Source organism: Eubacterium sp. AB3007, assembly GCF_000688015.1.
Lineage (GTDB): Bacteria > Bacillota > Clostridia > Peptostreptococcales > Anaerovoracaceae > Aminicella.
The window spans coordinates 2221472-2247966 of record NZ_JIAD01000001.1 but is presented as its reverse complement, the minus strand read 5'-3'; the positions used below and the strand labels follow the sequence as shown (position 1 = coordinate 2247966).

Annotated in this window: 18 protein-coding genes; 2 read left to right on the top strand and 16 right to left on the bottom strand. The window is 53.1% G+C overall.

Annotated elements, in window-relative coordinates; all coding sequences use genetic code 11:
- Window positions 1–5: 5 nt before the first annotated feature.
- The 9 genes from P156_RS0110545 to P156_RS0110505 all read right to left on the bottom strand — a co-directional run bounded on the left by P156_RS0110545 (window position 6) and on the right by P156_RS0110505 (window position 13362).
- Window positions 6–1283, bottom strand: coding sequence for a CDP-glycerol glycerophosphotransferase family protein (locus P156_RS0110545; RefSeq protein WP_051600910.1), 1278 nt, complete (start codon window positions 1281–1283; stop codon window positions 6–8).
- Entirely contained in the window at window positions 1283–3967 is a 2685-nt protein-coding gene (locus P156_RS0110540) for a sulfatase-like hydrolase/transferase (RefSeq protein ID WP_027870077.1), read from the bottom strand. Before P156_RS0110540 ends, P156_RS0110545 begins: the two co-directional genes overlap by 1 nt.
- Before the next feature lie 14 nt (window positions 3968–3981).
- Complete coding sequence (locus P156_RS0110535) at window positions 3982–6678, bottom strand: LTA synthase family protein (protein WP_027870076.1); 2697 nt, start codon at window positions 6676–6678, stop codon at window positions 3982–3984.
- 27 nt (window positions 6679–6705) lie between these two features.
- On the bottom strand, window positions 6706–7632 hold the full coding sequence (cysK, locus tag P156_RS0110530; protein ID WP_027870075.1) for a cysteine synthase A: 927 nt from the start codon (window positions 7630–7632) through the stop codon (window positions 6706–6708).
- 165 nt (window positions 7633–7797) lie between these two features.
- Window positions 7798–9231: a hypothetical protein gene (locus tag P156_RS12995; protein WP_051600909.1), complete on the bottom strand. Its 1434-nt coding sequence runs from the start codon at window positions 9229–9231 to the stop codon at window positions 7798–7800.
- A gap of 96 nt (window positions 9232–9327) precedes the next feature.
- Window positions 9328–10251: a DMT family transporter gene (locus P156_RS0110520; protein ID WP_185752206.1), complete on the bottom strand. Its 924-nt coding sequence runs from the start codon at window positions 10249–10251 to the stop codon at window positions 9328–9330.
- A 69-nt stretch (window positions 10252–10320) separates the two neighbouring features.
- The gene (locus P156_RS0110515; protein WP_027870073.1) at window positions 10321–11814 is read right to left on the bottom strand and encodes a hypothetical protein; all 1494 of its coding nucleotides are present in this window, start codon (window positions 11812–11814) and stop codon (window positions 10321–10323) included.
- 92 nt (window positions 11815–11906) lie between these two features.
- Window positions 11907–13049: an aldo/keto reductase gene (locus P156_RS0110510; RefSeq protein WP_027870072.1), complete on the bottom strand. Its 1143-nt coding sequence runs from the start codon at window positions 13047–13049 to the stop codon at window positions 11907–11909.
- A gap of 85 nt (window positions 13050–13134) precedes the next feature.
- Window positions 13135–13362: a hypothetical protein gene (locus P156_RS0110505; RefSeq protein ID WP_027870071.1), complete on the bottom strand. Its 228-nt coding sequence runs from the start codon at window positions 13360–13362 to the stop codon at window positions 13135–13137.
- Between the two features lie 201 nt (window positions 13363–13563).
- Between P156_RS0110505 and P156_RS0110500 the strand changes: the two genes are divergently transcribed.
- Window positions 13564–13794, top strand: a complete 231-nt coding sequence (locus tag P156_RS0110500) for a helix-turn-helix domain-containing protein (protein WP_027870070.1) — start codon at window positions 13564–13566, stop codon at window positions 13792–13794.
- Window positions 13795–13856: 62 nt separating this feature from the next.
- Here P156_RS0110500 and P156_RS0110495 read toward each other — a convergent pair whose 3' ends face one another.
- From P156_RS0110495 to P156_RS0110480, 4 genes are all read right to left on the bottom strand, one after another.
- Window positions 13857–14996: a hypothetical protein gene (locus tag P156_RS0110495; protein WP_027870069.1), complete on the bottom strand. Its 1140-nt coding sequence runs from the start codon at window positions 14994–14996 to the stop codon at window positions 13857–13859.
- A gap of 204 nt (window positions 14997–15200) precedes the next feature.
- Window positions 15201–16745: an NAD(P)/FAD-dependent oxidoreductase gene (locus tag P156_RS0110490; protein ID WP_027870068.1), complete on the bottom strand. Its 1545-nt coding sequence runs from the start codon at window positions 16743–16745 to the stop codon at window positions 15201–15203.
- Complete coding sequence (locus tag P156_RS0110485) at window positions 16742–17890, bottom strand: aminoacetone oxidase family FAD-binding enzyme (RefSeq protein ID WP_027870067.1); 1149 nt, start codon at window positions 17888–17890, stop codon at window positions 16742–16744. The genes P156_RS0110490 and P156_RS0110485 overlap by 4 nt, the downstream gene beginning before the upstream one ends.
- A gap of 7 nt (window positions 17891–17897) precedes the next feature.
- Window positions 17898–19280, bottom strand: coding sequence for an aldehyde dehydrogenase (locus P156_RS0110480; RefSeq protein WP_369770545.1), 1383 nt, complete (start codon window positions 19278–19280; stop codon window positions 17898–17900).
- 106 nt (window positions 19281–19386) lie between these two features.
- On the opposite strand from P156_RS0110480, the gene P156_RS0110475 reads away from it, so the two are divergent.
- On the top strand, window positions 19387–19899 hold the full coding sequence (locus P156_RS0110475; RefSeq protein WP_027870065.1) for an NUDIX domain-containing protein: 513 nt from the start codon (window positions 19387–19389) through the stop codon (window positions 19897–19899).
- A gap of 1309 nt (window positions 19900–21208) precedes the next feature.
- On the opposite strand, the gene P156_RS12990 is transcribed toward P156_RS0110475, so the two are convergent.
- Genes P156_RS12990 through P156_RS0110455 form a run of 3 tightly spaced genes read right to left on the bottom strand, consistent with a single transcriptional unit; the run spans window position 21209 to window position 26387 of the window.
- Window positions 21209–21808: a flavodoxin domain-containing protein gene (locus P156_RS12990; protein ID WP_051600908.1), complete on the bottom strand. Its 600-nt coding sequence runs from the start codon at window positions 21806–21808 to the stop codon at window positions 21209–21211.
- Window positions 21805–22767 (bottom strand): 6-phosphofructokinase, encoded by a 963-nt coding sequence (pfkA, locus tag P156_RS0110460; protein ID WP_027870063.1) that lies wholly within the window; start codon window positions 22765–22767, stop codon window positions 21805–21807. The genes P156_RS12990 and pfkA overlap by 4 nt, the downstream gene beginning before the upstream one ends.
- Window positions 22764–26387: a DNA polymerase III subunit alpha gene (locus P156_RS0110455; protein WP_027870062.1), complete on the bottom strand. Its 3624-nt coding sequence runs from the start codon at window positions 26385–26387 to the stop codon at window positions 22764–22766. Before P156_RS0110455 ends, pfkA begins: the two co-directional genes overlap by 4 nt.
- Window positions 26388–26495 lie beyond the last annotated feature (108 nt).

Below are 26495 nucleotides of genomic sequence, written 5' to 3'. Positions count from 1 at the left end.
ATCGGTCACTTACTGAAGAATATCTTCTCGATCACTCGTCTGGTCGCGTTTCCATCGTCCAGATAGTTGAACTTATCATTAAATGCCCGATATTTCTCATCCACCTGGAAGTTCTCAGACAGATCACGGATCGACGCGATCAGACCATCTTCTTCCTTGACGATGGGGCCCGGCAACTCATCCAGAGAAAGGTAGAACCCACGCAGGCCATCCCGGTAGTAATCCATGTCATACATATAATAGATGATGGGTCTTCGCAGGTTGGCGTAGTCAAAGAACACACTGGAATAGTCTGTCACCAGAAGATCCGCCACCAGGTACAGATCGTTGATATCATCGTGCTTGGACACATCGTAGATGAAGCCTTCGTATTTCCGGAAGTCGAACTCGTTGGCCACCAGATAGTGGGCGCGGAAGAGAATCACGTAATCCTCCCCGAGTTCTCGCTGCAACTTGTCAAAATCCACTTCTGTCTTGTAGGTGTATCCCACTCCATTGGTGTACTGATTGTCCCTCCAGGTGGGAGCGTACAGGATGATCTTCCGATCACCGATGTCTGCCAGTCCCAACTGTTCCTTCAGCGCCCTGACCTCCTCCGGGCCGGCGTTGATGAGCCGATCGTTTCTGGGGTAGCCTTCCTCGATGATGGCGTCCTCCTTGCCAAATGCCTTCAGGTTCCAGGCGGTGGTGAACTTCTCACTGACCCAACGGGTGGGCGAGATCAGGTACTTGAACCGCTTGGTGTCTCGCTCGTACTTTTCCCAGATCTCCTCAGCGGAGTTCATGGCGTTATCCCCGGCGGTGATGTCGTATCCCAGTCGCTTCAGCGGAGTTCCGTGCCAGCACTGGACATACACCTGATCCTTCTTGGGGACGTAGAAATCGAACATGCGGTAATTGGTGATCCACCAGCCAGCTCGGTTGATGGCGTCGATTTCCTCCTTCTCTGTCCGCTGAACAACGGTGGTCCGAGGGTTCTTCTCCAGGAACCGGTACGATTCCGGCTCTTCGAAGGTCCAGACGAACCGATAATCATCGAAACGGGGGTCCTTCAGCAATTCCTCGTAGATGGCCTTGGGACTGTCGCTATAGGCGCCTCCCTTGAAGGTGTTGAAATAGATCAGCTTCGGGTCGGTAGGTGTCTTCTTCGCCAGTCGCTGGTACTTCTTCAGTTTCACATCGTAATTGAGTTTCTTGGCCCACTTTCGAAACCCCTCATGGTTCCTCGCGTACCCCTTGGCAATGTGCACGATCTGCTTGTAAATGTCCCGTTTCAGACTCATCAGTTATTCCCTTTCTGTTCTTTCTTAAGATAGAAGAAATCGTTGACCCGGTTCTTCTGATCCACCAGATTGTTGTACTGGACGATCTGATATTTTCGCATCGCTTCGTCATATGGGGAGGATGCGCTGTACGGGTACAGCACACCGTTGGCCCCGCGGAAGCAGTTGGCCGTTCTCACCGGAATCTGCTTGTACGTGTCCATCAGGAACTTGTCATGGCCTGTCATGCTGGCGCCCACCGTCTGCAGCAGATACGGCCGCAGATAGTTGGCGCTGATCTCTACGTCATCCTTCTCCTGGATATCATAATTGGCCCAGATGATGAAGGGCACCTTGTATCTGGTCTCGCTCTTCTCCACCGGATCCATATTCGGATCCATGCGGTCTTTCATGGTGTCGAAGAACAGATCTCCTACGTTAGGCTGATGATCACCAAACATCAGGATCACCGTTGGCTCCTTCACCTTCTTGAAATACTCCACCAGATCCTTGAAAGCATCGTCAGAAAGTTTCATCAGGTTGATGAACTGTTCGGTCTGCTCGTCGCTCTTGATGGCGCTATCCTCCACATCGATGCTCCGGGGCACCATGCCGTTGGCGGTCATGTACTGCCCGTGGTTCTGGATGGTGACGTTGAACAGGAAGAATGGATCCTTCTTCCCGCTTGCGCGTTGCTGCTCGTACTGTTGCTTGATCACATCAAAGTCATAGGCATCTGACACGAATGCCCGGATCCGCTTAGGATTCTGGAGCTTATCCAGACTGATGAACTCATCAAATCCCAGTTTCGGATAAACGTTATCCCGGTTATAGGATGTCACATGCCCCGGATGGAATGCGATATTGCCGCAGTACCCGGAATCCTTCATGGTGGTTGCCAGCGAAGGCGCATCCTCCCGGATGTAAATGGTGTACGGTACTGTCCGGAAGGGAATGAAGCCCATGCTGTTTCCGGTCAGGAACTCAAACTCCGAGTTGGCTGTTCCTCCACCAAACACAGAGGCGTGCATGATTCCGTGAACAGCGTTTTCCTTCAGGCTGTAGAAATAGGGCATGTACGGTCCGGAGGTCTTCAGCTCTCCATTGATCCCCAGGTCGGAGAACGACTCGTTCATGATGGCGATAACATTAGGCTGCTGCTTTGTTGGCACAGTCGTTTTCGGCGCAGGATCTGACGGATACTCTGCCATAATCTTCGCAGCTTCCTCTGCCGAATATCCCTCTGGCTTCTCCACCTTGATCTGGGTGGTGGTCATCACAAAGCAGAACGCTGCCCCCTTGTACTTGTAGCTTCGACTGGGATCGAACCCGGACACGAAGAGTCCATTCTTCTGCAGATAATTGGTCTCATAGAGCGTGTAGTATCCCGAACCGCACAGGACCGCTGTCACCAGAAGCAGTACTCCACGCTTCTTCAGGGAAAGCCCCTTGTAGGAGGTGAGACCGATGGGCACCGCGATGAACAGGGTGGCGAACACTACGATCCACAGGAATTGCTTTGTGAACACCAGAGAATAGCTGGCGGCCACGTCCATGGCGGTTCCGATGGACAGGAAATCCGCTGCGGACAGCGGCTGGTTCCGGAACATCACCAACAGGTAGTTGGCGGTGGCGAATATGAATCCGATCACGGTCAGAATGATCACCGAGTACTTGGTGCGGTTGCAGATCAGATAGACCAACAGCCACAGGCCGATGAGTACGGCGATGTTCCAGAGCCCGTAGACAGATCGAAGCAGCTGCAGTATGGACACGAGTCTGGAACCCATGGCTTTTCCGTTCATCCAGTAGAGCATGAACGGCATCACCACATACATGCAGCGCAGGATCCACTTGTTCAGGTCGATCTCTCGCTTCCACCGCCGGCTTAGTACCTCGCTGATGTGTTTCAGCGGCAGCAACACGAGCAGCAAGCCCAGCAGATATCCCAACACAAAGATCGCAACGATCAGCTTGGGCAGATGGATGTAGGCGATGGTGGCAAACAGTCGGGTCTGGCCCTGATCTTCCCCGTTCACCGTGAGCTTGAAGTCGTCATTATATTTCTCCCCGGTCAGGCAGATCCCAAAGGTGCCAGGGCTCTTCACGTTCTTTGCGCTGACACGCAGAGTGTATTCCTCTCCCTTGTTGATGGGACGGCCCTTCAGCTTCTCCATGTGGAATTTCCCCTGGAGAAGCTTCGCCTTGTTCACCTTACTGTTGTCTTCCACAAAGTCGAACAGCGTGGGTGTGTTATGTTTCACTGACCCCGCCGGCATAACGGAGGAGCACAGTGTCTTCCCATTCTTGTCGATGATCTCCACCAGTACTTCTCCGCTGGTCTGGGCACCGGCGCTGCTGATAAACACCAGATTGGCACTCTTGACCTGCTTCTCCTGGGCCTGGAAGGTCTGCTCGCAGACGCTGTTTCCTCGCATATCTGCCAGGTTTGTCGTTCCGATATTCAGTTTGTACCGAAGCTCATCATCCTTCACCTTCTGCATCTTTTCATCGTTCCGCTTGTAGGGAAGATATTCTCTGTGGGTGATCTGGCTGATGTGCTCGTTGTTAAAGTAGTTGCTGCTGTATTTCAGACCATCGTTCTGCGTCAGCAGGAACCCCATACTGGCCAAAAGGATGAGAATGGCGATGACTTTCTTCAGGCCAAACTCTTCCTTTAGGGCGCCAAACGCTTTTTTTATCATAACAGAAACCCTTTCTATTTCTCTCCGCCCTTATTCAGGAAGAAGAACTTGTCCACACGGTTCTTGTAGTCGATGATGTTGTTGTACTGTACCAGCTTATACTCCTCCAACCTCTTGCTGTACTTGGACTCTGCATCCGGCTCATAGAGCACGCCGTCGTCGCCCTTGTAGCAGATAGCGGAGTTCACTGGAACGGTTTTGTGCAGATCCAACAGGAACTTGTCATAGCCGGTCAGCCGGCCGCCGATGCTCTGGAGCAGATACGGCGCCATGTAGTTCGCCGAAAGCTCCACACCATCCTGCTCTGGAATGTCGTAGTTGGCCCACATCACGAAGGGCACTCTGTACTTACGTTCTTCGATCTGGAAGGAACTCTCCTTTCCTTTCAGCCGTTTGGCAAGGGCCCGGTAAAAGGCGTTCCCCACTCTGGGCTGGTGGTCACCGAACATCACCACGACAGTTGGCTCATCCACAGTCTTGAAGTACTCGATCAGGTCTCCAAAAGCGTCGTCTGAAATCTTGATCAGGTTCAGGTACTGGACCGCCTGTTCCTCGTTCACCTCACTGTCGGTGATGGCCACCTCCTGAGGCACGATCCCGCTGCTGATCTTGAAATCACTGTGGTTCTGGATCGTCACGTTGAACATGAACCAGGGAGCCACGTTTCCGGTTTTCTTGTATTTCTTGTATTCCTTGATGATCGTCTTGAAGTCACAATCATCGGAGACATAAGCCCGAAGCTTCTTCGGATTCTTCATATCTTCCAGGGATATAAACTTCTCAAAGCCCAGATTGGGGTATACCACATCCCGGTTATAAGAGTTACTCATCCCCGGATGGAACGCTGTCAATTCCTGATAGCCAGAATCCCGCAACGTTGTTGTCAGAGACGGCATCCCTTCCTTAACGTAGTTGTTATATGGCACCGTGTGGAACGGCATATATGCCGTGGTATCTCCGGTGAGGAACTCGAACTCCGTGTTGGCCGTGCTTCCTCCAAAGATAGACGGATGCAGGACTCCGCGGATGGTATTCTCTTTCAGGCTGTTGAAATACGGCATATATTCGCCCTTGGTCTCAAAGTCCCCGTTAGCCTTCAATTCCGAGAAAGCCTCGTTCATGACGACGATGATGTTGGGGGTCTTGGTAGACACAACGGCCTTGTCGCTGGCGGGGTCTGACTGGTACCTGGCCATGATTTTTTCCGCTTCCTCCACTGAGTAACCGTGGGGCTTATGCACCCTGGCAGTGGTGGCAGTGATCATGAAGGCCAACGCGTAGCCGTGGTTCTCATAGTCCCACTTGGGCTTGAATCCGGACACATAGATCTCGTTGTCCTTCAGGAAGGTGCTGATGAAGAGCAGGTAATACATGCTCCCCGCCCAGACAGCGGTGATCAGCAGGATCGCCAGTCTGCCCTTCAGCGGAAGGCCCTTGTAGGAACGCATGCCGAAAGCCACCAGAAACCAAATCGCTGCTACGGTGATGATCCACAGGGATCCCTTGCTGAAGGTCACCGTGTAGTTGGCTGCCACGTCCATCGCTGTCCCGAAGGATGAGAAGTCTGTCGCCATCAGCGGCTGGTCCCGGAATAGGATCAACAGGTAATTGGTGAACGCAAACACAAAGCCTATTGCCGTACTCAGTAAGGTGGTCAGTTTGGTGCGGTTGCAGATCAGGTAGATCGCCACCACCATGAGTCCGATGAGCAGAAGGTTCAGATGTCCCTCCATTTTATTAGCATGGTGAAGGATCTTGGCGAGCTTCAGCCCCGCTACCTTGTAGTTCATCCACAGCAGCAGGAAAGGCGTCAACACACACATAATCCGCAGGATCCACTTGTTCAGGTCGATATCGCGTCCGAACTTCCGCCCCAGGCACTCACTCAAGTACTGCCAGGGAAGCAGGATGAACAGGATCGCCATCAGGAAGCCAAACATGAACACAAAAAAGATCAGCCAGGTGGTATGGATGTAGGTGATTCCCATGAAGAACCGGTAGTCCTTGTAAGTCTTCCCGGCGACCTTCGTCTCCTCTGCATCATCATAGGCTTCATTTCCCAGGCACAGACCGAACTCGCTGGGCGTCTTGACCTTCTTGGTCTTGATGACCACTGTGTACTTCTGCCCCTTCTGGACGGCCTTCCCGGCCAGCTCCGAAGTAGAGGCCTTGGCTTTGTTGCCCACGATTTCGTCGGCGTTGAGCGCGTCGCTGCTCATCATAAAATCGAATACCGACTTGGCATCGTTGACCACCAGATTGGCTGCCAATGACGAGGAGGCAATAGTCTTTCCGTTCTTGTCACGGATGGAGACCTCAACTCGCCCCTCCGTCAACGTGGTGGACGGGTTGTGGAAGGTGAGACGCACCTGCCGCAGCAAAGAATCCTGCGCGGTAAAGGTCTGCGTCGCTGTCTTGCTGCCTTTCATGGAAACGATCCGCTCTGTTGGTACATCAAAAAGATACCGCAGATAATCGTCCTCCACGGCCTTTCTCTTCTCATAGTTGGCACTGCCCCGATAGGGTTTGTATTCCTTGGGGGTCAGCTTATGTACTTCCTCTCCATTAAAATATGACTGGAGATACCGAAGCCCCTCTCGCTGAGTATAGATGAAACACATGCATGCCAAAAGCAGGATGATAGCCACTACCTTGCGCAGGCTGAGTTCCTTCCGCACGTTCGCAATAAGTCCCTTTCCCTTGTTATCCATACGTTCTACTATTTTGATCCTCCTGTTCTACTCGAATAACGGTGTACTGAAATATCTCTCGGCAGTGTCCGGAAGTACCGTCACCACCGTCTTCCCCTTGCCCAGCGCCTTGGCCATACGAAGCGCTGCCGCTACGTTGGTCCCACTGGATATACCGCACATCAGACCCTCTTCAGAGGCCAGACGCCTTGCCGTACGCAAGGCCTCCTCATCAGAGATGACACAGATCCCCTCATAGATCCCCTGGTTCAGCACCGTAGGAATGAGCCCATCCCCGATGCCCATCTGCACATGGGCGGACACGGTGCCTCCCGCCAGGATCGCTGCGTTCTCAGGCTCAACGGCCCAGATGATGATGTCCGGGTTCTGCGCCTTCAGGGTCTCCCCTATCCCTGTGATGGTGCCGCCTGTACCGATACCGGAGCAGAATCCATCGATGGGACCGGCTACCTGCTCCAGGATCTCCAGAGCCGTATGGTGGCGATGGACCATAGGGTTCGCCTCGTTCTCAAACTGTTGCGGTACAAAGACGCGATCGTCTGATTCCTTGAATTTCATGGCGAGTTTGACGCAGTTGTCGATGCACTCTCCGATGTTTCCATCGTCGTGTACCAGTCTGACTTCCGCTCCGTAGTGCTTCACCAGAAGCCTTCTCTCCTTACTGACCGAATCCGGCATGATAATGACGGTATGATACCCTTTCACCGCCCCAACAAGCGCCAGGCCGATCCCCTGGTTTCCGCTGGTGGGCTCCACGATGACGGAATCCGGTTTCAGGATCCCCTCCCGCTCTGCCTCACAGATCATGTTGTAGGCAGTTCTGGTCTTGATAGAACCTCCAACGTTCAATCCTTCAAACTTAACCAGCACCTGTGCCCAATCTGGCTTCACCATTTTCTTGAGGCGAATCATCGGGGTGTGGCCGATTGCGTCCAAAACGTTGTCATATACCATATCGTCATAGTCTCCCTGATTTTATCATTAACTATATAAGTATACCATAGAACCGATGATTATTTAAGCAAAAAATCAATCTTTTGGATCAAAATCGAGAAATAGAAAACACGGGTTGCTTCTATACGCCTCCCGTGTTTTGGATCCATAAATGATTACTATATATCAGAAGCCCTTGTTGACCAGCATCACCTCATCTGGTTTATTTGTTAGAAAATAGCCATTTCCTGTATTATCAAAGGTAATTCCCTCAAACTCCTTTGAGAACGACCAACGTGTAGCCCTGACATCCGATGGAGTTAATGATGGTTTTGCTGCATTTCTGATTTTTGTTGCCGGAATGGATACGATCGATCTGTCACTAACCAGATACAACCTGTCCGACTTTGGGTTGTAGCCAAGGGACTGGGGTGTCGTCCCCGGTGTCCAACGCAATCCCTGCATGACCAACTGGAATCTCGGGTTAGTAAGAGACAATGTCCCCTTGTATATTTTGGCCACACTCTTCGGAACTTTCTTTTTCTTCTTGGTTGTCCTGGCGTAACAGTACGCATTACCATACTTGTCGAAAGCCAGTGTGCTAGGACACTGGATGTTGGATTTAAACTTGAAATCTACTCCTCCCTCCGGTTTCATAGTGTTTGGATTCACCATGATCGCACGGCACTTTTTCTGTTTCATATTCGGCATGTACCACAGCTTCCTGGTTTTTGGATTATAGGCCATCGCCTGTCCGTGCCCTGTGACTAGTTCGTTGCTGCGGGTAATATATTTGCGATAGATGTAGTCACTGTCATTCTCCGGGTCTTCTTTCACATCAAAACCGTTAGCCTTCAGCCATTTCTCATCGTTACTATCATGGTTGTAGACCTTGGAATCGTCATTGAAATCCAAATAATTATGCCAGCTTCCATCAGGATCGAAATAACCGTCCACGTATGAATCAAAATCATAATCCTGTTTTTCCTCATCCGGCAACGACTTTTCAACAGCCTCCTTAGCGGTCTTCCGATCCTTCTCCATCTCCGCTTCCTGAACTTCCTCAAGCGATTTCCCGGTCATTTTGTCGAACCAATCATAGACCGGTGGATCTGGTGCTCTGTAGGAGCAGTTAACATCACCAATATCCACATAGATGGCTTTTTTCTTTTTCAGCTGCTTCTTGACATAGGCATCAGCCTTGATCCCCTTAATATTAATTTTGAAAATATACCCTTTTCGTCCATACTCCGGGGTCCCTTTCTTCTGTTTCTTATGAGTGGTCATAATAAACATGGTGTTTCCATCTGGCGTGATCGCAACAGCCTGCGGGTTGTCCAAGTCGATTCTCAACCAGCGTTGAAACTTTGCATAATGTCCTTTGCTACTGATGTAGTAGCGATTGGTTGTAAACTCACCATTATACCATTGCTTATAGCCGGCTTTTTTGACGAAATTCCAACTCGGGTTCTTGACGATCTTGTATTTCTTCAACTTATATTTCGCAAGACAATACCCCTTGACCTGATGGAAACTCAACGCCATGACATCTCCACAGGTAAAGGTAAATATCAAGGCAAGTGCTGTCAGAATGACCAGGATCTTTCTTCTCTTTCTCATAACACGCCTCTCTACACTGTCACAAACAACTTACGGAGAAATTATATCACATCACCCATTAAAAGACAATGAAAACACCGCCCTGAGGCAGAAGGACTACGCTCCCAGGTCATCCTTCATTCGCATACCGGACAGCCACACACCGGCCAGCGTCACTGCCAGCCCAACCACCGTGTACCAGCCCCAGACATCGCCAGTGACCAGCACGCCAGCCACCACACCGATCACAGTGGAAAGACTCCCCACTACATTGGTGGCCAGCGCCGCCTCTATGTAACTGAGCAGGCGGTTGTAACACACATAGGAGGCGAAGGCACATCCAACAGACAGGAACAGAAACCCTCCGAACAACTTCCAGCTGCTAAAAGGAAGTAGAAACGTCCCCAGCCCATACCCCTGCGCCAGGCAGATGATATCAAACAGGAACGCTCCTTCAAACGCCATCATGGCCGTCACCGCTGTTGCATCAAAATCCTCCGATGCTCTGGCACTGGAAAGACTATACATACTGGCCGCTACCACCGCCAGTGTCATGAGTACCATGCCCGTCCGTGTACCGGACATGGAGAAGGTAGGGGAAAACACAGTCGCTATCGCCACCCCAAGGAAGGCCAGCACCAGACCGGCCACCAACTTCTTATCCGCCCGATGGCGGAAAAACAGAATCCCCAGAATCAGCGTCATGCTGGGAACCGTTGCCACAAAAATGGCGCTGACAGAGGCCGACGTCATCTTGATGCCGTAGGCCTCCAGAATGGAATAGGCGCACGGCTCCGAAAGCCCCGCCAGAAACAGGAACAACACGTTCCTGCTTCGCAAGTTGATGCGAATCCTGCCGAGCAACACCAGAACCAGGAAGATCAACGCCGTGATGGTCCATCGTGCCGCCAGAACCTGCATTGGCGCCAGTTCTTCCATTAACAGCGCCAGCGCCAGAAAGGACAGGCCCCATCCCAGGGATACCATGGTGATCAGGAAAATCGTTTCCAGTACTCTGTTGTTGCCACCCTGTTTCATCATGTCTCTCGTTCGTCTGCCGCGGCGCCTGAACATCCAGCGCAGTCTCCTCCTTATCGTTGCCGTTTATAATTATGCTGTGCCGCTGGCACTGTTGGTAGCCGCCTCCTTATTTGCAGAAGCGGTTGCGGTCTTTAGCTTCTTCAGGTATTTCTTGATTTTCTTCTCCGATACCGTTCCCGCCTTCTTGTCCGGTGCGATTATTCCGAAGTAGGTAAACCTCTGTGGAGGCATCGCGCTGCCGATCTTCACCGGCTTGTAGGCGATCCCTCTCTCCAGATCAAACACCTGAGCACGCATGGTGATCTTGTATCCCTTGGTTCCCTTGTCGTAGGTTCCAACGCGCACATAGGTCGGGTATACATAGATAAAGGTGCTGTAGTCATTCTTCAGAGATGGTGTGGCGATCTTTCCATCCAGATCGGTGCTCCAATACAGTTTTCCGGCACTGGCGTATTTCTTTTTCTTGCTCCAGCTATTCGTCCCCGGCATCCCCTGGTAGATCAGGGCTTTGCCATATACCACAGGTTTCCCCTCCTTGACCTTCAGCTTCTTTCCTTTGTCATAGCAGGACTTTGTCTGATCCTTCAGGAAAGGATCCAGCACACTGCGCCTTGTCGCGTCGGTCAGATTGGGGAGCGACACATCCTTCACCGCTACCAGCGACTTCTCATCCGCACCTTCTTCTCTGGTGATCTCCGTCTCCTTCTCAGGTACATTTACCAGCAGATCCGGCTTGAGGTTCTGCAGCATAAAGAAATATCCACTTCCATTCTCCTTGAGATTGTAGGCTTTGTAGCCCGGCGCCACCAGTAGTTTTTTCAGGCTGGTCGACTTGGTCACAGGTTCGAACTGGCTTCTGTCCAGAAAACTGGCTTCGAAACTATAGGTCGAATCCCGTTGTTCACTCTGCTCCTTTGCCTCGCCCGATGTGCTTCCGGACTTATCCTCGTCCGTTGCCGCCGCCGGGTCGATGTCACTGATACTCCGATTTCTAAGCGTCTCTGACTGGATGCCCAGTTCCTCCAACGCCGGGTAGGACGACACATACCTCAGCACAGGACTGCCGACCCAGATCCGCTTCACATTCTCCAGATGCTTCCGATTATCCGGACTGTAATTGCTTGCATCCGGAAGCTCATCCATCATCGTCAACTGTGCCTTCTCCCCCAACGCACTCCAGCTCCCGGTGTTCACAGTCTGAAACGCGCTACCCAGCGCCAGCACCTTCATGGACTTGCACTCCAGCCTGGAGATGTTCGCCTCATACTCGATCATGAGATTCCTCTCCGGGTTCAAAGATTTAGTCAGGAAAAAGATACTGCCGATGTCCTGGTCCTTCACATTCTCAGCCAACTGCGTGAACACGGGCTCCAGATCCTTTTCGGAGTTGATGCTGATGTACAGGGTATCCGTATCTTCGTTATACCCGTATTCATATGTATTATCGGCTTTCCCCTTTTCCAGTTCCTTTGCGGTCTTCCCCAGAGGAGTTCCTCCTGCGCATGCACAAAACAATGTTGTCAGGCAGATCAGTACGCACAGTAATAACAACTTTCTTTTCATAATACAGACCTCCGTTCTAACAATTGATTGTCTGCATTATACCATATCCAGCCAAAAAGGTGAACTAATTGTCCACCTTTTTGGACAGTCAACTATTTCAGCACCTCTTCAAAGTCTGCCAGTACCTCTGAGATCTTGATCTGCTGCGGACATACCTGCTCGCAGCTCCGGCATCCGATACAGGCAGCAGGCCTCTTCTCCTCCGGCATACCGGACAGTGCCATAGGGGCGATAAATCCGAACAGCCCGCCCGACGTGGTCAGTATATGCTCGTTGTACAGTTCCAGAAGCCGCGGAATATCCAACTCCTGTGGACAGTAAGTAGTGCAGTACCGGCAGGCGGTACAGGGGACGGCCTTGCTGTTTTGGATCGAAGCGGCGACCTTCTCAATTGCCTCTCTCTCCTGCTCGTCCAGCAGCCGATCCTCCGCGAAAGTCTCGATGTTCTCTGCCTGCTGCTCCTCGTTGGACGCGCCAGACAGGATCACGGTGACCTCCGGAACAGACTGCAGGAACCGGAACGCCCAGGTTGCCATGCTATCATCCGGATGTACTTCCCGCAGCATATTCTTCTGTTCCTCGTTCAGGTTACAAAGCCTTCCGCCCCGCAGGGGCTCCATGACCCATACCGGAATTCCGTACTCCTTCAGCAGTTCTACCTTCTCTCTGCCTCTCTGGAACTCCCAGTCCAGATAGTTCAGCTGCAACTGGCAGAACTCCAAATCCTCTCCATACGCTTCCAGGAACCGCTTCAGCACCGGCAGATCGCCGTGGGCAGAGAATCCCAGATGACGGATCTTCCCTTCCTTCTTCTTCTCCATCAACAGGTCGTAGATCCCAAACTTCGGGTCCAGATACGCATCGATATTAGACTCGTTTACATTGTGGAACAGATAGAAGTCGAAATAGTCATGCCCCGTCTTCTCCAGTTGTCTGTCAAAGATCTCCGCTGCCTTGGGAAAGTTGCTCAGGTCATACCCCGGGAACTTAGTTGCCAGGTAGTAACTGTCTCTCGGATACTGCCGTAGGATCTTCCCCATTACCACTTCCGATGCACCCTCATGATATCCCCAGGCTGTGTCATAGTAGTTGACCCCATGCTCCATAGCATAGGCCACCATCCTGGCGGTCTGTTCCTCGTCGATCTTCCCGTCATTTCCATCAATGACCGGAAGCCGCATAGCCCCAAACCCGTACTGTGATAACTTCAGATTCTGAAACTCTCTGTAAACCATTCATGCCTCCATTCTTTTTCTTCTGGTTATTCTGTTGAACACACTATGTATATCACTGAACATGCCTGCTTCATGGGCCCTTTCTTCAGTTCTCACAATCCTCCAGGTACACGGCCAGCACAGCATATTCTTCTTCTGTGAGTGGCATCTTCTCCCGGATCGTGTCCAGTGCCTCCCGGGAGAACACATAATTTCCGTCAATACAAAGCCTTGTAAAATCATCACGCCTGATCCCCGACCGACTGAAAGTGGTCTGCCCGCTGAGGATCTTTCGGTCATATATCTTCATGAACGTCTGCCCGAATGTTGCCATGGGTCCTCTGCCTCCGTTTCCAGTGTTTCTCCTGCACATATCTACACGAATATAGAATACCACAAGAGGCTGGCGATTGCCAGTCTCTATTGTTGGTGCCCCATGCCTTTCCCAAAGACATTAGCAACGTGTTAGCCTGAAAGTGGTATTCTCGTTTGCAGGAAAGACTTTGTGGACCATCGTGCCGAGAAAGGAAAAATCATGTCAACAGGTGAAAGATTGAGACTGCTCCGAAATAGAAAAGGCTACTCACAGGTAAAAGTCCAGATGCTCACAGGCATCGACCAATCGGACTACTCCAAGATCGAGCGGGGAATGCGCTATCCCACCATCGAGCAGGCGAAGATCCTGTCTCGGCTCTTTGAGACGAGCATGGATTATCTGTACGGTCTTACCGATGAGACACAGCCTTACCCGCGCACTCCTGCGTAATATAACAAAACACAGAAAGGGAGCACGCTCTTCCTGCGTGCTCCCGGAAATACCCTCGCCAATCATCGGCACATCTTCAGGACCTCCTCAAGGAACGAGTCCTCTCGGTAAAGCTGTATGATCTCCTCTGCGCGGCCATGCGCTGTCAGATACTCTGTGGCGCGCCGGATATCGTCAGACAACCGTTCTACATTACTTAACTTGGTCTCCGTCTCGCCGAGCTTGGTCTCCGTCTCGCCGAGCTTGGTTTCCGCCTCGCCGAGCTTGGTCTCCGTCTCGCCGAGCTTGGTCTCCGCCTCGCCGAGCTTGGTCTCCGCCTCGCCGAGCTTGGTCTCCGTCTCGCCGAGCTTTGCCTCTGCAGCACTAATTTCTCTTTCCTTGTCGGCAATTTTGCGGTCCATCTCATCCAGCTGATCTAGCAGTCTGGTGAAATCATCCTCGATTACTCTTCCCAGCATTGTATTCCCCACCTCTCTTACTTGATCGTAGTTCTCTGCAACACCGTCCAGAACATGACGCATCAACGTCATAAGCAGACTTCCTTCATTGGCCGACATTTCTCCTCGATCACTGCGTTCAGCCAGATGCCTCAGTATCTCTCCATATGTGAGTTTCAGCTGTTCGACCTTCTCCTGATCCTGATCGATCGCGGCCAGATCCTTCTCATATGCAAAGATATGGAACGGAAGAAGGAACAGAAGGTCTTTCTGGAAAATCTCCTTCAGCGAATAGTTGCCAACCTTCAGTACCTTGACCGGGTACCTGGCTTCCTCCCCTGGTGTGATGATCCGGACCCAGAACTGATCTGGTGTCATCCTGGTGTGCCGCAGGAGCAGCACAGCCGCATCCGGCATCTTCAGCACGTACTCCCCGTTCTCGTAATACCCATCCTGAAGTGCCTTGTGGAATCCGTACTCCACCATGCGGATCACGATGGTACCATCCGGCCTGCTCTCACATTCGATATGGAACAGCTTGGTCTCTGTGCCCTTGATACTGAAAAGCGAATCACTGTACCTTCTCTTGATCTCCCCTGAATCATCCTCGGCAGGAAGGTCATTGCTCTGTACCACTACCTCATCCTCGGGTCGGAAGTTCTCATGAAAGATCTCATTGACAAGAGGGATCAGATACTTCGGCATTCTCTGTACCATCGTGTGGAATACGTTGTCATAAGGGGTGTAGCTAGTTGACTTGTTCATGTTCTCTCCTTTCATTTTACCATAAACCAGATCTTACCGGTTAACAAAAAAAGCGTGAGGACTCAGAAAAATGAATCCTCACGCAATCATGCCAGCGAGTTTGGCCCGGCCGGATAAGACCTCTCAATTGTTAATAATATTATAACATAGAAATCACTTGCGCTACACCCAAACAAGGTATATATACAATATATTCAGGGCGGCCTATTCCATTGGCGCGTACCGCCGGATGATCTCCTCTGCAATCCGTATCCCATCCACGGCAGAACTCATGATCCCTCCGGCGTATCCGGCGCCTTCCCCTCCAGGGAAGAGCCCACGAACCTCGCTTTCGCAATGCTCGTCCCGCAGGATCCTCACCGGGGAGGAACTTCTGGTTTCCACCGCCGTCATCACCGCATCGTCCGCATCGAACCCCTTCAGTTTGCGACCCAACTTTGGCATCGCCTCCCGGATAGCGGTCACTGCGTACTCCGGCAAGCAGCCAATCACAGGTTGGGCAGCCTCTGTGTTATCCCGGAAATCCGCCCATGTGGTGGAAGGGGCTTTGTAGTTGCCACCACCGTTCACAAAAGCAAGTTTCTCGTACCTCTCCTGAAACTCTACACCGGCCAGCACATCGTCGCTTCCAAAGTCGGCAGGTTTCACATCTACCAGCAGACCGCTGTTGGCTGTGCCACTGTTCCGCTGCCGGTAGCTCATTCCATTGGTCACCACATGACCAGTCTCGGAGGACGCTACAATCACCTCACCACCTGGGCACATGCAGAAGGTGTACACCCCTCTACCGTTCTCGCAGTGATGGGCCAGTTTGTAACTTGCGTGAGGCAGATAGGGGTTCCCTGCTTCATTGCCGTATTGCGACTCATCCACCATCTGCTGGGGATGCTCGATCCGCACGCCAATGGAGAAGGGCTTCTGCTCCATTGGCACTCCTGTCTCCTTCAGGCTCCGCAGTGTATCTCTGGAACTATGCCCTATGGCCAGGATGATGTTGTCCGTCTCAATATGCTTCAGCTGATAGCCCTGCTGTACCACCACACCGGTCACATGGCCGTCTTCAACATGAATGCGATTCACTCTGGCATCGAACCAGATCTCACCGCCGTATTTCTCCACCTCATAGCGCAGGTTTCTTACGATGTAGCGGAGCATGTCTGTACCGATGTGCGGCTTGGCTACATAGAGAATCTGTTCCTCTGCGCCTGCCTTTACAAGCTCCTCCAACACGATCCTGATGCGGGGATCTTTGATCCCGGTGGTCAGCTTTCCGTCGGAAAATGTCCCTGCTCCACCCTCGCCGAACTGGACGTTGCACTCCGGGTTCAGGATGCCTTTCTTCCAGAACCGCTGGACTTCTTTGATGCGGGAATCCATGTCGTAGCCCCGCTCCAACACGATGGGCCTGTATCCGCGATAAGCCAGAGTCAGCGCCGCAAACATGCCGCAGGGGCCGAATCCCACAACTATCGGGCGCTTCGCAAGTTTCTCCGTTCCGGAAGGAACCTCCTGATACTTCTCCTGCTTCGGCTCCGGCAGATCCAGTACCTTGTCTGTGGAGAAATCCACCGTAAACACCTGTTTGATGTTGCTCTTCCGCCTGGCATCGATTGACCTGCGTATGATCTCCACATCCGTCACGATCATGTCACCCTTTCCGAATTTCCTGGCGATGATCTTCGGGATATTGTTCGGTGATTCCTTCACATCCAACTTCAGCTGGCTCAATCTATATCTGTTGGTCCTCATCTGCTCATTCCCTTTCCTGCTCTGATTCCGGTCTCAAATGCGTGCTGCAGGTTGAACCCGCCGCACTGCCCGTCAAAATCCAACACTTCTCCGCCAAAGTACAGCCCAGGCACAAGCCTGGAGGCCATGGTCTCCGGTTCTATCTCGTCATAACAGACACCGCCCCTGGTTACCTGGGCATACTGCCATCCCCGCAGACTCTTCACGTGCAACGGAAACGCTTTCAGCAACGAACCGCAGCGTTCTACGCTGGCGCCTGCCATGCTCCAGATCTTCTCAGCGACAGGCCGGCGTACCATAGAGCGCATCAGCTTCGCTCCCTGAAATCCCGGCTTCCCTGTCCGTTCCCACAAAATGCTCCCGAGATCACCGATCTCCGGAAGAAAATCAATATGTATCTCGTACTCCCGAAATCCATCCTTTAGTGTACATCCCTCCGGTATGGTGATATACCGGCTCATGTTGAACACGCAGATCCCGGAGAGCCCATAGTCAGTAAACTGGATCTCTCCCTGCTCCCGGAAGATGACCTCACCCCGAAAGCAAAGGCTGACCTCCCCACGCGCCCGGATCCCGGAAAACTCCGCAATATCCTCGGTAGTCACCACGCCGGTGAGCGCCGGTGCCAGCCGGCTGACGGTATGTCCCAGCCTCCCTGCCAGAATGGCCCCGTCACCGGTCGTACCGAATTTTGGCGCTGCCTTACCTCCCGCCGCGAGCATCACCTGTTCCGCGCACAAAGCCTTCTCTGTCTTGCCTTCTCTATACACCACTCGAAACACGCCCTGCTCCCGCTCGAGTCTCAACACCTCCGCACCGCAGAGGATTTGGATGCCGAGATGCTCCGCCCGATCAAGTATCGCGTTTACCACGTCCCCGGCATCTTCCGTCACCGGATAGATCCTCCCCTCGCTGTCCGCCCGGGTGATCACCCCCAGTTCGCCGAAAAACCCCAGGACGCTTTCCTTGTTCTTACAGGCGAGATTGGTCATATTGCACCGGCCATTCCCAGTGGCCTTGAGCTTCCGAAGAGGACGATCCATCTTCTCCAACACAAGCACCCCCTTCTCTGGTGCTCCCGCCTTGGCAGCGATGGCGGCTGTCATGCCGCAGGCGCCGCCACCTATGATCACGATATCGTACATACTCCTCCTATTTCAGCAGGCTGCGGAGCATTCTATTCTTCAGACTGGTATATGGCCGGTACCGCACAGGCAGATCCAGCCAGTTTCCCTTCCGCACGATGCTCCGTTCATGCGTGAAGGTGTCGTAACTTTTCTTCCCGTGATAGCTCCCCATCCCGGAATTCCCTACCCCGCCAAAAGGCATATAGGGTGTCGCCAGATGGATGATGGTGTCATTGACGCATCCACCTCCGAAGGAGCACGTATCCATGATCCGTTTCTCCACACCTCTATCTGTTGTGAAAAGATACAGCGCCAGCGGTTTCGCGTGCTCCCTGATGTAGCGGATGGGCTCTTCCAGATCCTCGTACTCCAGCATGGGCAGGATCGGTCCAAAAATCTCCTCCTGCATCACTGGTGCCTCCGTAGACACATGGTCCAGCAAGGTAGGTTCGATGAACCTTCTCCCGTCATCGAAGCCTCCACCAATCACTGCTTCCCCGCTAGCCAGCAGTCTCTTCACTCTGGCATAATGCTTCTCGTTGATGATCACGTTCATGTCGTCCATGTTTCCGTCCGGGAAAAACTCTGCCAGAGCCTCTCTATACGCCTCGATGAACGCCGGTTTGATTGCTTTGTGCACAAAGCAATAGTCCGGTGCCACGCAGGTCTGGCCGGCATTCAGCACCTTTCCGAAAGCGATCCGCCTTGCGGCCACCGGAATATTGGAAGACTCGGTCACGATCACCGGGCTCTTGCCGCCCAGCTCCAGCGTCACCGGGGTCAGGTGCTCCGCTGCTGCTCGCATTACATCGTGCCCCACCGCAGGGCTTCCGGTAAAGAAGATGTAGTCGAAGGGTTCCTCCAGAAGGGCCTTGTTTTCCTCCCGACCACCCTGAATCACGGTAATGTACTCCGGAGGAAAGCTCTCCTCCATCATATCTGCCAGTACCTGGCTGGTGGCTGGCGCGTAAGCGGAAGGTTTCAGTACAGCGGTACAGCCCGCTGAGATCGCACCCACCAGCGGCTCCAGACAAAGCTGTATAGGATAGTTCCAAGGTGACATAATCAGCACTGTGCCGTATGGCTCTGGGCTCACGTAGGACACAGAGGGGAACTGTGCCAAAGGCGTTCGCACCCAACGTTCCCGCGCCCATCGGTCCAAATGGCTGAGGTGGTAGCGGATCTCATCCAACACGATTCCTGTCTCGGTCATATAGACTTCTGTGGCGCTCTTGTTCATATCCGCCTGCAAGGCAGCGTTGATGCGTGTCTCATATCTTCGGATGCAGGCAGCCAGATCCAGCAGAGCCTGCTTGCGCCATCTGATCGGCCTGGTCTTGCCTGAAAGGAAAAACGCCCTCTGGCGTGTGATGATCTCCTGTGTAAACATGCGCGCCTCCTCTTTCATTTCTGTTACTATTTTAACATAGTCTGCAGCCATAGGCAAACAGATTGAAAAAACCGGGAGATTGATTTACAATGGAAATAGATATTTTGCAGAAAGGAGAGGCAAGATGGAATATCTGGACCTTTACGATATCACCCGGCAGAAGACTGGCCACACACTGGAACGCGGCACCCCTACTCCGGAGGGAGAGTACCGGCTGGTGGTGCACGTCTGCATCTTTCATCCGGATGGGCGCATGCTGATCCAGCGCAGGCAGTCCGACTCGATCCCCTGGCCCTGCCGATGGGACGTGAGTGTAGGTGGAAACGCTATCACAGGAGACACCAGCCAGACTGCCATCCGGAGGGAACTCAGGGAAGAACTGGGCATTGACCACGACTTTACCGGCGTGCGCCCGGTCATGACTGCCAACTTCCCAGAGGGCTTCGATGACTTCTACACCCTTACCATGGCCCTGGATCCCTCCGAACTGACACTACAGGCAGAAGAGGTCAGCGCAGTTCGCTGGGCCACCAGGGACGAGATCATGGAGATGGTGGATAACGGCCTCTTCATCCCCTATGACAAAGGCCTTCTCCAGTACCTGTTTTTCCTGAAAGATCACCGGGGCTGCTGGTAACTTTCCGTCTTACGTACATTTTTCTCTTGGTATGGCGAAGGCGAGTGGGTGATACCCCTGTTTCCCGTGGGTGTCGCCTACCAAATCCAGTTTTATCCCACAATACGGGAATCATGGCAAGGCTCCGGAGCGTTGCCTGCCACCCCTATGATCGGGAGGCTGCCGCTGTAAGCAGATATGGGGCAGCCCTACTCCTCAAAGGGAATTATCAGTCTTTTACTTCCATTCCATTTTTTTCTAGAAACCTATTGACTTCCCCATACAAAGGCGCTACCCTATGACTACCCTCTGACAGCACTCGACAGTATTGTCCTCAGCTTCCCCAATGGCAATAGCGTGGAATCAGGTGGCGCCGCCCACGAGACCGAACAAAACGCCCACCCTTTCAGCAACAAGAAAGAATAAACAATGGGCGAAGGCTTTGTTTCTCGTAGGCGGCACCCATGGAAAACGCCGAAACTCCACCCCGTCACGATCTTATCGCGACTCTATCGCATATAACCATAAGCAACTCAGACTTCTCCAGGCAGATATACAATCGCCTCTTGAAGGCTACTTGGAAAGACGACAAGGGAAGAAAGGGTACCTGTACTACTTGACAACTACCCGGGACGGAAAGCGGCACCGGAAGGCTTTAGGTGGATCAAATGCAAAGCCCGTCAGACAGATTGTCAAACAAAAATTCAAAGAACAAAAAATCGAGGTACTTCAGAGCAACAACCAGGTGTTGGAGGAAACACTGGAAAGACTCCAGGATGATTCCGCATGGTCGATCAACGCGGGGTTGCCCAAGCCTATTCGCATGTTTACAATAGAGGATTATGTGGATGACAGGCTCGAGGAATTGAAACAATGGGCGCGGGAATACAAAAGAAACACAGCCGACTTTGATGACAGGGCCACATATGCCTGCGATGGTACCCGTGTTCGCTCCAAGGGTGAGGCTTTGTGGTACAACATGCTGTATTACGCAGGCATTCCATTTCGCTATGATAGCCCGTTGACCGTCATCGATGAATGGGGAAATGAGAAGACCGTCTACCCGGATTTTCTGATCCAATGCTACAATGGAAGCTTTATCATCATTGAGCACTTTGGCGGATTGCTCAAGCCAAGTTATAGCAGTAAACAGATTACCAAAATCCGCGATTATCTGCGCAGCGGATATTTTTTGGTAGACAACTTATTTGTGACCAGCGATGACGCAGAGGGGCATCAACACGGAAATGATCGCAAGGACGATCTGCCAGATCGAAGAACTGTTTTATCGATCGGCTTAGGTGGCCGGATGCCCCACCGCTTTTCTTCATTATTCCATTGCCGCTTGCACCACCGGCGCGATGGCTGCCCGATCCACCAGATCACAGCCCTGCTGCATGTACTTTGCGATGGCGCCGTCTACGCTATCGCCATGGGCTCCGCTGCCGATCATCTTGCGGGTCACTGCCATGATGGCTTTGTCCATCCCTCGGATCTGGCCGGGATCAAAGGCTCCCGGCAGGAAAAAGCACCGGATGGGCATCCTCTTCTCCTTCAGAAGTTCGCCCAGCGCGAACTGACCGCTGTCGCGCCCCGCATCTTCCGCAGCATCGGTCACAAACCGTTTCTCAAAATTCACTTCCAGGCACTGCTCCCGGCAGGCTTCGCTCTCCACCGTGATCCCCACCGCAAATACGATGACGCGTTTCTCGGAAAGCCCCTTGTACCAGTTCTTTGTGATCAGTTCAATGCCCTTGATGCCCCCGGCATAGATCCCGCCGCCATAGACAATGGTATCGAAGCGGGACAGGTCTTTCTTCTTGAATTTCCGGGCATCAAACAACTCAGCCCCCAGCTCGGAGGCGATCCACTCCGCGTACCGGCGAGTGGTCCCGTATTTAGAATAATAGATAACCGCTGTCTTACTCACTTGGCAAGCACCTCGATCAGATTATACATATCCATGTCCGGTTCTCTCTTCATCTTACCGGCATCAAAAAGATCGATCGGCACGATCTTCCCATCCTGGGTGCCGATGGCTTTGCTTTCCGAGTCCTCCGCCAGGAGGTCGATGGCTTTGGCCGCCGTCAATGTCGCCAGTAACCGATCCCGCATGGTAGGAGAACCGCCTCGCTGCAGATAGGACAAAACCACCACTCTGGTTTCCCGGTCTGTCTTCGCCTCGATGGTCTTCGCCAGCTCCTGAGAATCGACATTGGCACCCTCCGCCTTGATGATGATGCTGTGGAGCTTGCCGGCATTTCGTCCCATGACGATCTTGCGGGAGATGTCGTTGATGTCATACTCGATCTCCGGGATCAGGATGCTCTCAGCTCCACCGGTGAGACCCGCGTACAAAGCAATGTCGCCGCAGTGACGTCCCATGACCTCAATGATCGTTGTCCTCTGGTGGGAGGAAGAGGTGTCCCGGATCTTGCTGATGGCATCCAGCACCGTCTCTACCGCCGTATCAAAACCGATGGTCTCATCCGTATAAGCCACATCGTTATCGATAGTACCGGGAAGATGCATGACCCGCACCCCGCGCCTGGCCAGATCAATGGCCCCTCGCAGGGTACCGTCTCCGCCGATGGTCACCAGGTCGTTGATACCGAAGGTGTCCAGCACCGTCATGGCCCGCTCCTGTCCTTCTTCTGTAGTGAATTTCTCGCTTCTGGCAGTTTTCAAAATGGTGCCGCCCCGCTGTAGGATGTCCCCCACGGACCGACGTTCCATCTGCCGGATCTCCCCTTCCAAAAGACCCGCATACCCTCGTTCTATCCCATAGACCTCCATGCCGGCTTCGATGCCGCACCTTACTACCGCTCTGACGGCTGCGTTCATGCCTGGGGCGTCTCCCCCGCTAGTCAATACTCCGATTTTCTTCATGCTTCTACTCCTGTCACCTTCACGTTATCTTCTCCTGCAAGCTCGGTCAACCGGCCCAGTAGCGACTCCGACACCTTCACTTGCGTGTTGCTTCTCACGATCTTTCCATCCTGTAGGTAGACCAATACCGGTGTATCCCCCAGGTTGACCCGGAACATCCCTTCCAGGGTATAGAGCGCCTCGGTCTCATCGATGCCTGCAGGGATCCTGATCTTCACCATGGGTCCGGTGGGTGCGTGGGCTTTCTGCCGCGGCGCAGATGGTTCTGGAGAAACATAATCCTGCGCCGGCCTCTTAGCACCATCCCGCCTGCCCTCATTACGGGTCACATCCTCGGCTTCCTCCAGAGGCACGATGTTATCCGCCAGCAGTTTAGGAACCTCGCCCTCCTTGAAATTCAACTTGCCGCGCACGGCGATGACGCTGTCCTCGAACAGTACATCCCGGCAGCGGTCATACACGTTAGGGAATACGATCACCTCGGTGACCCCCTCCAGATCTTCCAGATCGATGAACGCCATCATCTTGTTATTCTTTGTGATGAGGTTCTTCTTACCTTCGATCATGCCACCCATGGTGACCACCTTGCCATCCCAAAGCCTCTTGCCCGTTCGGTCACCGCCTTCGAAACCGCCCTCCGCGATGCTCCCGTCCTCCTCTGTCTCAGGACGGACGGTCGCCGCCAGATCCCGGCTGGAGACCGTAGCATAGCGACGGATCTTATCCGCGTATTCGTCCAGAGGATGTCCGCTGATGTAGATGCCAAGCATCTCCTTTTCCAGCCCCAGCAGGATTCGGCTGTCAAAATTCTTCACATCCGGCAGCTTGCCGGTGGTATCTGCCTCATTCATCTCCGCACTGCTGATCTGGAAAAGGGAGATCTGTCCGGCTATGTTCTTACGTGCATCATTCTGGCGTGCCGTCATCAACTGCTCATAGACGGCCAGGTGGGCCGCCCGATTGGGGTTCAGAGAATCCAGAGCTCCTGCCTTGATCAGGCTCTCCATGGCCTTTTTGTTTACCAGACTCACATCCAGGTTATCAATAAACCGGAAAATATCTCCGGGAGCACCGTGTTCCTGCCGCGCGCGGATGATCTCCTCGATGGCCCCATCGCCCACGTTCTTCACCCCCCGCAGGCCGAACCGTATGTTGCCATCCACCACGGTGTACTTCCGGGTGCTGACGTTGATATCTGGCGGGAGAACATGGATTCCCATGGACTCGCAGTTGCGGATGTACCGGGAAGTCTGGGCGGTATCTCCCATGACGCTGGAAAGCAGTGCCGCCATAAACTCCGCCGGGTAGTATTTCTTCAGCCATCCGGTCTCAAAGGCTACCACTGCGTAAGCCGCCGCGTGGGACTTGTTGAAGGCGTACTGGGCGAACGTCTCCATGTCCGCAAAGATCGCCTCTGCCGCCTCCCGGCTGATACCGTTTCGAATGCAGCCCGGAATCTCCACGGTGCCGTCCTCCGCCACCTTGCCATTGATAAAGTACTCCTTCTCCCGCATCATTTCTTCGAATTTCTTCTTACTCATGGCACGGCGCACCAGATCGGAACGACCATAACTGTACCCCGCCAGATCACGTACGATCTGCATGACCTGCTCCTGGTAGACCAGGCAACCGTAGGTCACGTCCAGGATATCTGCAAGTTCTGGGGTCACATACTGGATCTTCTCCGGATGCTTTTTGTTTTCGATATACTTCGGAATGGAATCCATGGGGCCAGGCCGGTACAGGGAGATCCCTGCCACCACGTCCTCAAAACAGCTGGGCTTCAGATTCTGCATGAAACTGGTCATGCCTCCACTTTCCAGCTGGAAGATACCGTCGGTATTGCCGGCGCTGATCATCTCGTAGATTGCGGGGTCATCATATCCCATTTGCGAAAAATCCACTGTGACATTGTGATTCTCCCGGATCATGGCCAGGGCATCCCGAATCACCGTCAGGTTACGAAGACCGAGAAAGTCCATCTTCAGCAGCCCCAGTTCCTCCACAGTGGTCATGTTGAACTGGGTAGCCACCCCCTTATCACTCATGTAAAGCGGGACGTACTCATCCAAAGGCAACCGGGAGATCACCACGCCTGCCGCGTGAGTAGAGGCATGCCGGGGCATGCCCTCCAGTTTTCGAGACATGTCGATGACCTTGTGGACGTTTTCATCCTCCCGGTACATTGCCGCAAGATCCGGACTCATTTCCAGAGCTTTGTCGATGGTCATCTTCAGATCGAAGGGGATGGCCTTGGCGATCCTGTCCCCATCGGCGTAACTGAGATCCAGCGCCCGAGCCACGTCACGCACCACCGCCTTGGCTTTCATGGTGCCGAAGGTGATGATCTGTGAGACGTTATCCTCCCCGTACTTTCTCTTGACATAGTCAATAACCTCGCCTCGCCGTTCGATACAGAAGTCCACATCGATATCCGGCATGCTCACCCTCTCCGGGTTCAGAAAACGCTCAAAGATCAGGCCATACCGGATGGGATCGATATCGGTGATGTGAAGGCAGTAGGCCACCAGGCTTCCGGCTGCAGACCCTCTCCCCGGCCCCACCACGATGCCATGGCTCTTGGCGTAGTTGATGAAATCCCAGACGATGAGGAAATACTCTACATAACCCATGGATTCGATCACGGTAAGCTCGTAGTCCAGTCGTTCCCGAAGCTCATCGGTAACCTCCTGGTAGCGGCCCTCCAGCCCCTCTGCACAAAGCCTTCTCAGGTAACTCTGGGTGGTCTCCCCTTCCGGCGGAGCAAACTCCGGGATGTGATATTCCCCGAACTTGAACTCCACCTGGCACCGGTGGGCGATCTCGTAGGTGTTTTCCAGGATCCCCGGGATGTCCCCGAAGATCTCCCTCATCTCCTCCTCGCTCTTTAGATAAAACTGGTCAGTCGCGAACCGCATGCGCCGTTCGTCATGGATGTTGGTAGCGGTCTGGATACAAAGCAGGATCTCATGGGCTTCCGCATCCTCCTGGTTCACGTAGTGAACGTCATTGGTGCAGACCATGCGGATCCCTGTCTCCTCCGACAGACGGATCAGCTCCGGATTGATACGTTTCTCTTCCGGAAGGCCCTGATCCTGCAGTTCCAGGAAAAAGTTATCCTCACCGAAAATATCCTGCATCTCCAAGGCTTCCCGTTTGGCTCCCTCGTAGTCTCCATTCAGTAGACGATACTGCACCCTGCCCGCCAGGCAGGCAGAAAGGGCGATGATCCCCTTACTGTGTGACCGAAGTACGTCCTTGTCGATACGGGGCTTGTAGTAAAGCCCTTTGGTGTACCCCTGGGAAACGATCTTGATTAGATTCCGGTAGCCCTCGTTGGACTCTGCCAGAAGTACCAGATGCCCCTGATACTTATCCTTATCCGGATCCTTGTCCAGCATCCCCCGGGCAGCGGTATAGACCTCGCAGCCAATCACCGGATGGATGCCCTGCTTGCGGCATTCCTTGTAGAACTCGATGACACCGAACATGGCCCCGTGGTCGGTGATGGCCAGAGAATCCATCCCCAGCTCCTTCGCCCGGGCCACGATGTCCTTGATCCTTGCCGCCCCATCCAACAGGCTGTATTCCGTATGTACATGCAAATGTGTAAATGCCATGTATTCCCTCCAACATGTGTACGCTCTGGCGCGCCTCTATCCTATATTAACGCGATTCTCGTTGGAAAACAAGCCAAAAAGCAACGCAGCCACCTCACTGGTGACTGC

Coding starts and splice junctions, on each gene's coding strand:
- pfkA (WP_027870063.1), bottom strand. CDS start 22,767: ATGAAGAAAATCGGAGTATTGACTAGCGGGGGAGACGCCCCAGGCATG.
- P156_RS0110505 (WP_027870071.1), bottom strand. CDS start 13,362: ATGGCAACATTCGGGCAGACGTTCATGAAGATATATGACCGAAAGATC.
- P156_RS0110535 (WP_027870076.1), bottom strand. CDS start 6,678: ATGGATAACAAGGGAAAGGGACTTATTGCGAACGTGCGGAAGGAACTC.
- P156_RS0110485 (WP_027870067.1), bottom strand. CDS start 17,890: ATGTACGATATCGTGATCATAGGTGGCGGCGCCTGCGGCATGACAGCC.
- P156_RS0110490 (WP_027870068.1), bottom strand. CDS start 16,745: ATGAGGACCAACAGATATAGATTGAGCCAGCTGAAGTTGGATGTGAAG.
- P156_RS0110515 (WP_027870073.1), bottom strand. CDS start 11,814: ATGAAAAGAAAGTTGTTATTACTGTGCGTACTGATCTGCCTGACAACA.
- P156_RS0110495 (WP_027870069.1), bottom strand. CDS start 14,996: ATGAACAAGTCAACTAGCTACACCCCTTATGACAACGTATTCCACACG.
- P156_RS0110520 (WP_185752206.1), bottom strand. CDS start 10,251: ATGATGAAACAGGGTGGCAACAACAGAGTACTGGAAACGATTTTCCTG.
- P156_RS0110540 (WP_027870077.1), bottom strand. CDS start 3,967: ATGATAAAAAAAGCGTTTGGCGCCCTAAAGGAAGAGTTTGGCCTGAAG.
- P156_RS12995 (WP_051600909.1), bottom strand. CDS start 9,231: ATGAGAAAGAGAAGAAAGATCCTGGTCATTCTGACAGCACTTGCCTTG.
- P156_RS0110500 (WP_027870070.1), top strand. CDS start 13,564: ATGTCAACAGGTGAAAGATTGAGACTGCTCCGAAATAGAAAAGGCTAC.
- P156_RS0110455 (WP_027870062.1), bottom strand. CDS start 26,387: ATGGCATTTACACATTTGCATGTACATACGGAATACAGCCTGTTGGAT.
- P156_RS0110545 (WP_051600910.1), bottom strand. CDS start 1,283: ATGAGTCTGAAACGGGACATTTACAAGCAGATCGTGCACATTGCCAAG.
- P156_RS0110510 (WP_027870072.1), bottom strand. CDS start 13,049: ATGGTTTACAGAGAGTTTCAGAATCTGAAGTTATCACAGTACGGGTTT.
- P156_RS0110480 (WP_369770545.1), bottom strand. CDS start 19,280: ATGAAAGAGGAGGCGCGCATGTTTACACAGGAGATCATCACACGCCAG.
- cysK (WP_027870075.1), bottom strand. CDS start 7,632: ATGGTATATGACAACGTTTTGGACGCAATCGGCCACACCCCGATGATT.
- P156_RS0110475 (WP_027870065.1), top strand. CDS start 19,387: ATGGAATATCTGGACCTTTACGATATCACCCGGCAGAAGACTGGCCAC.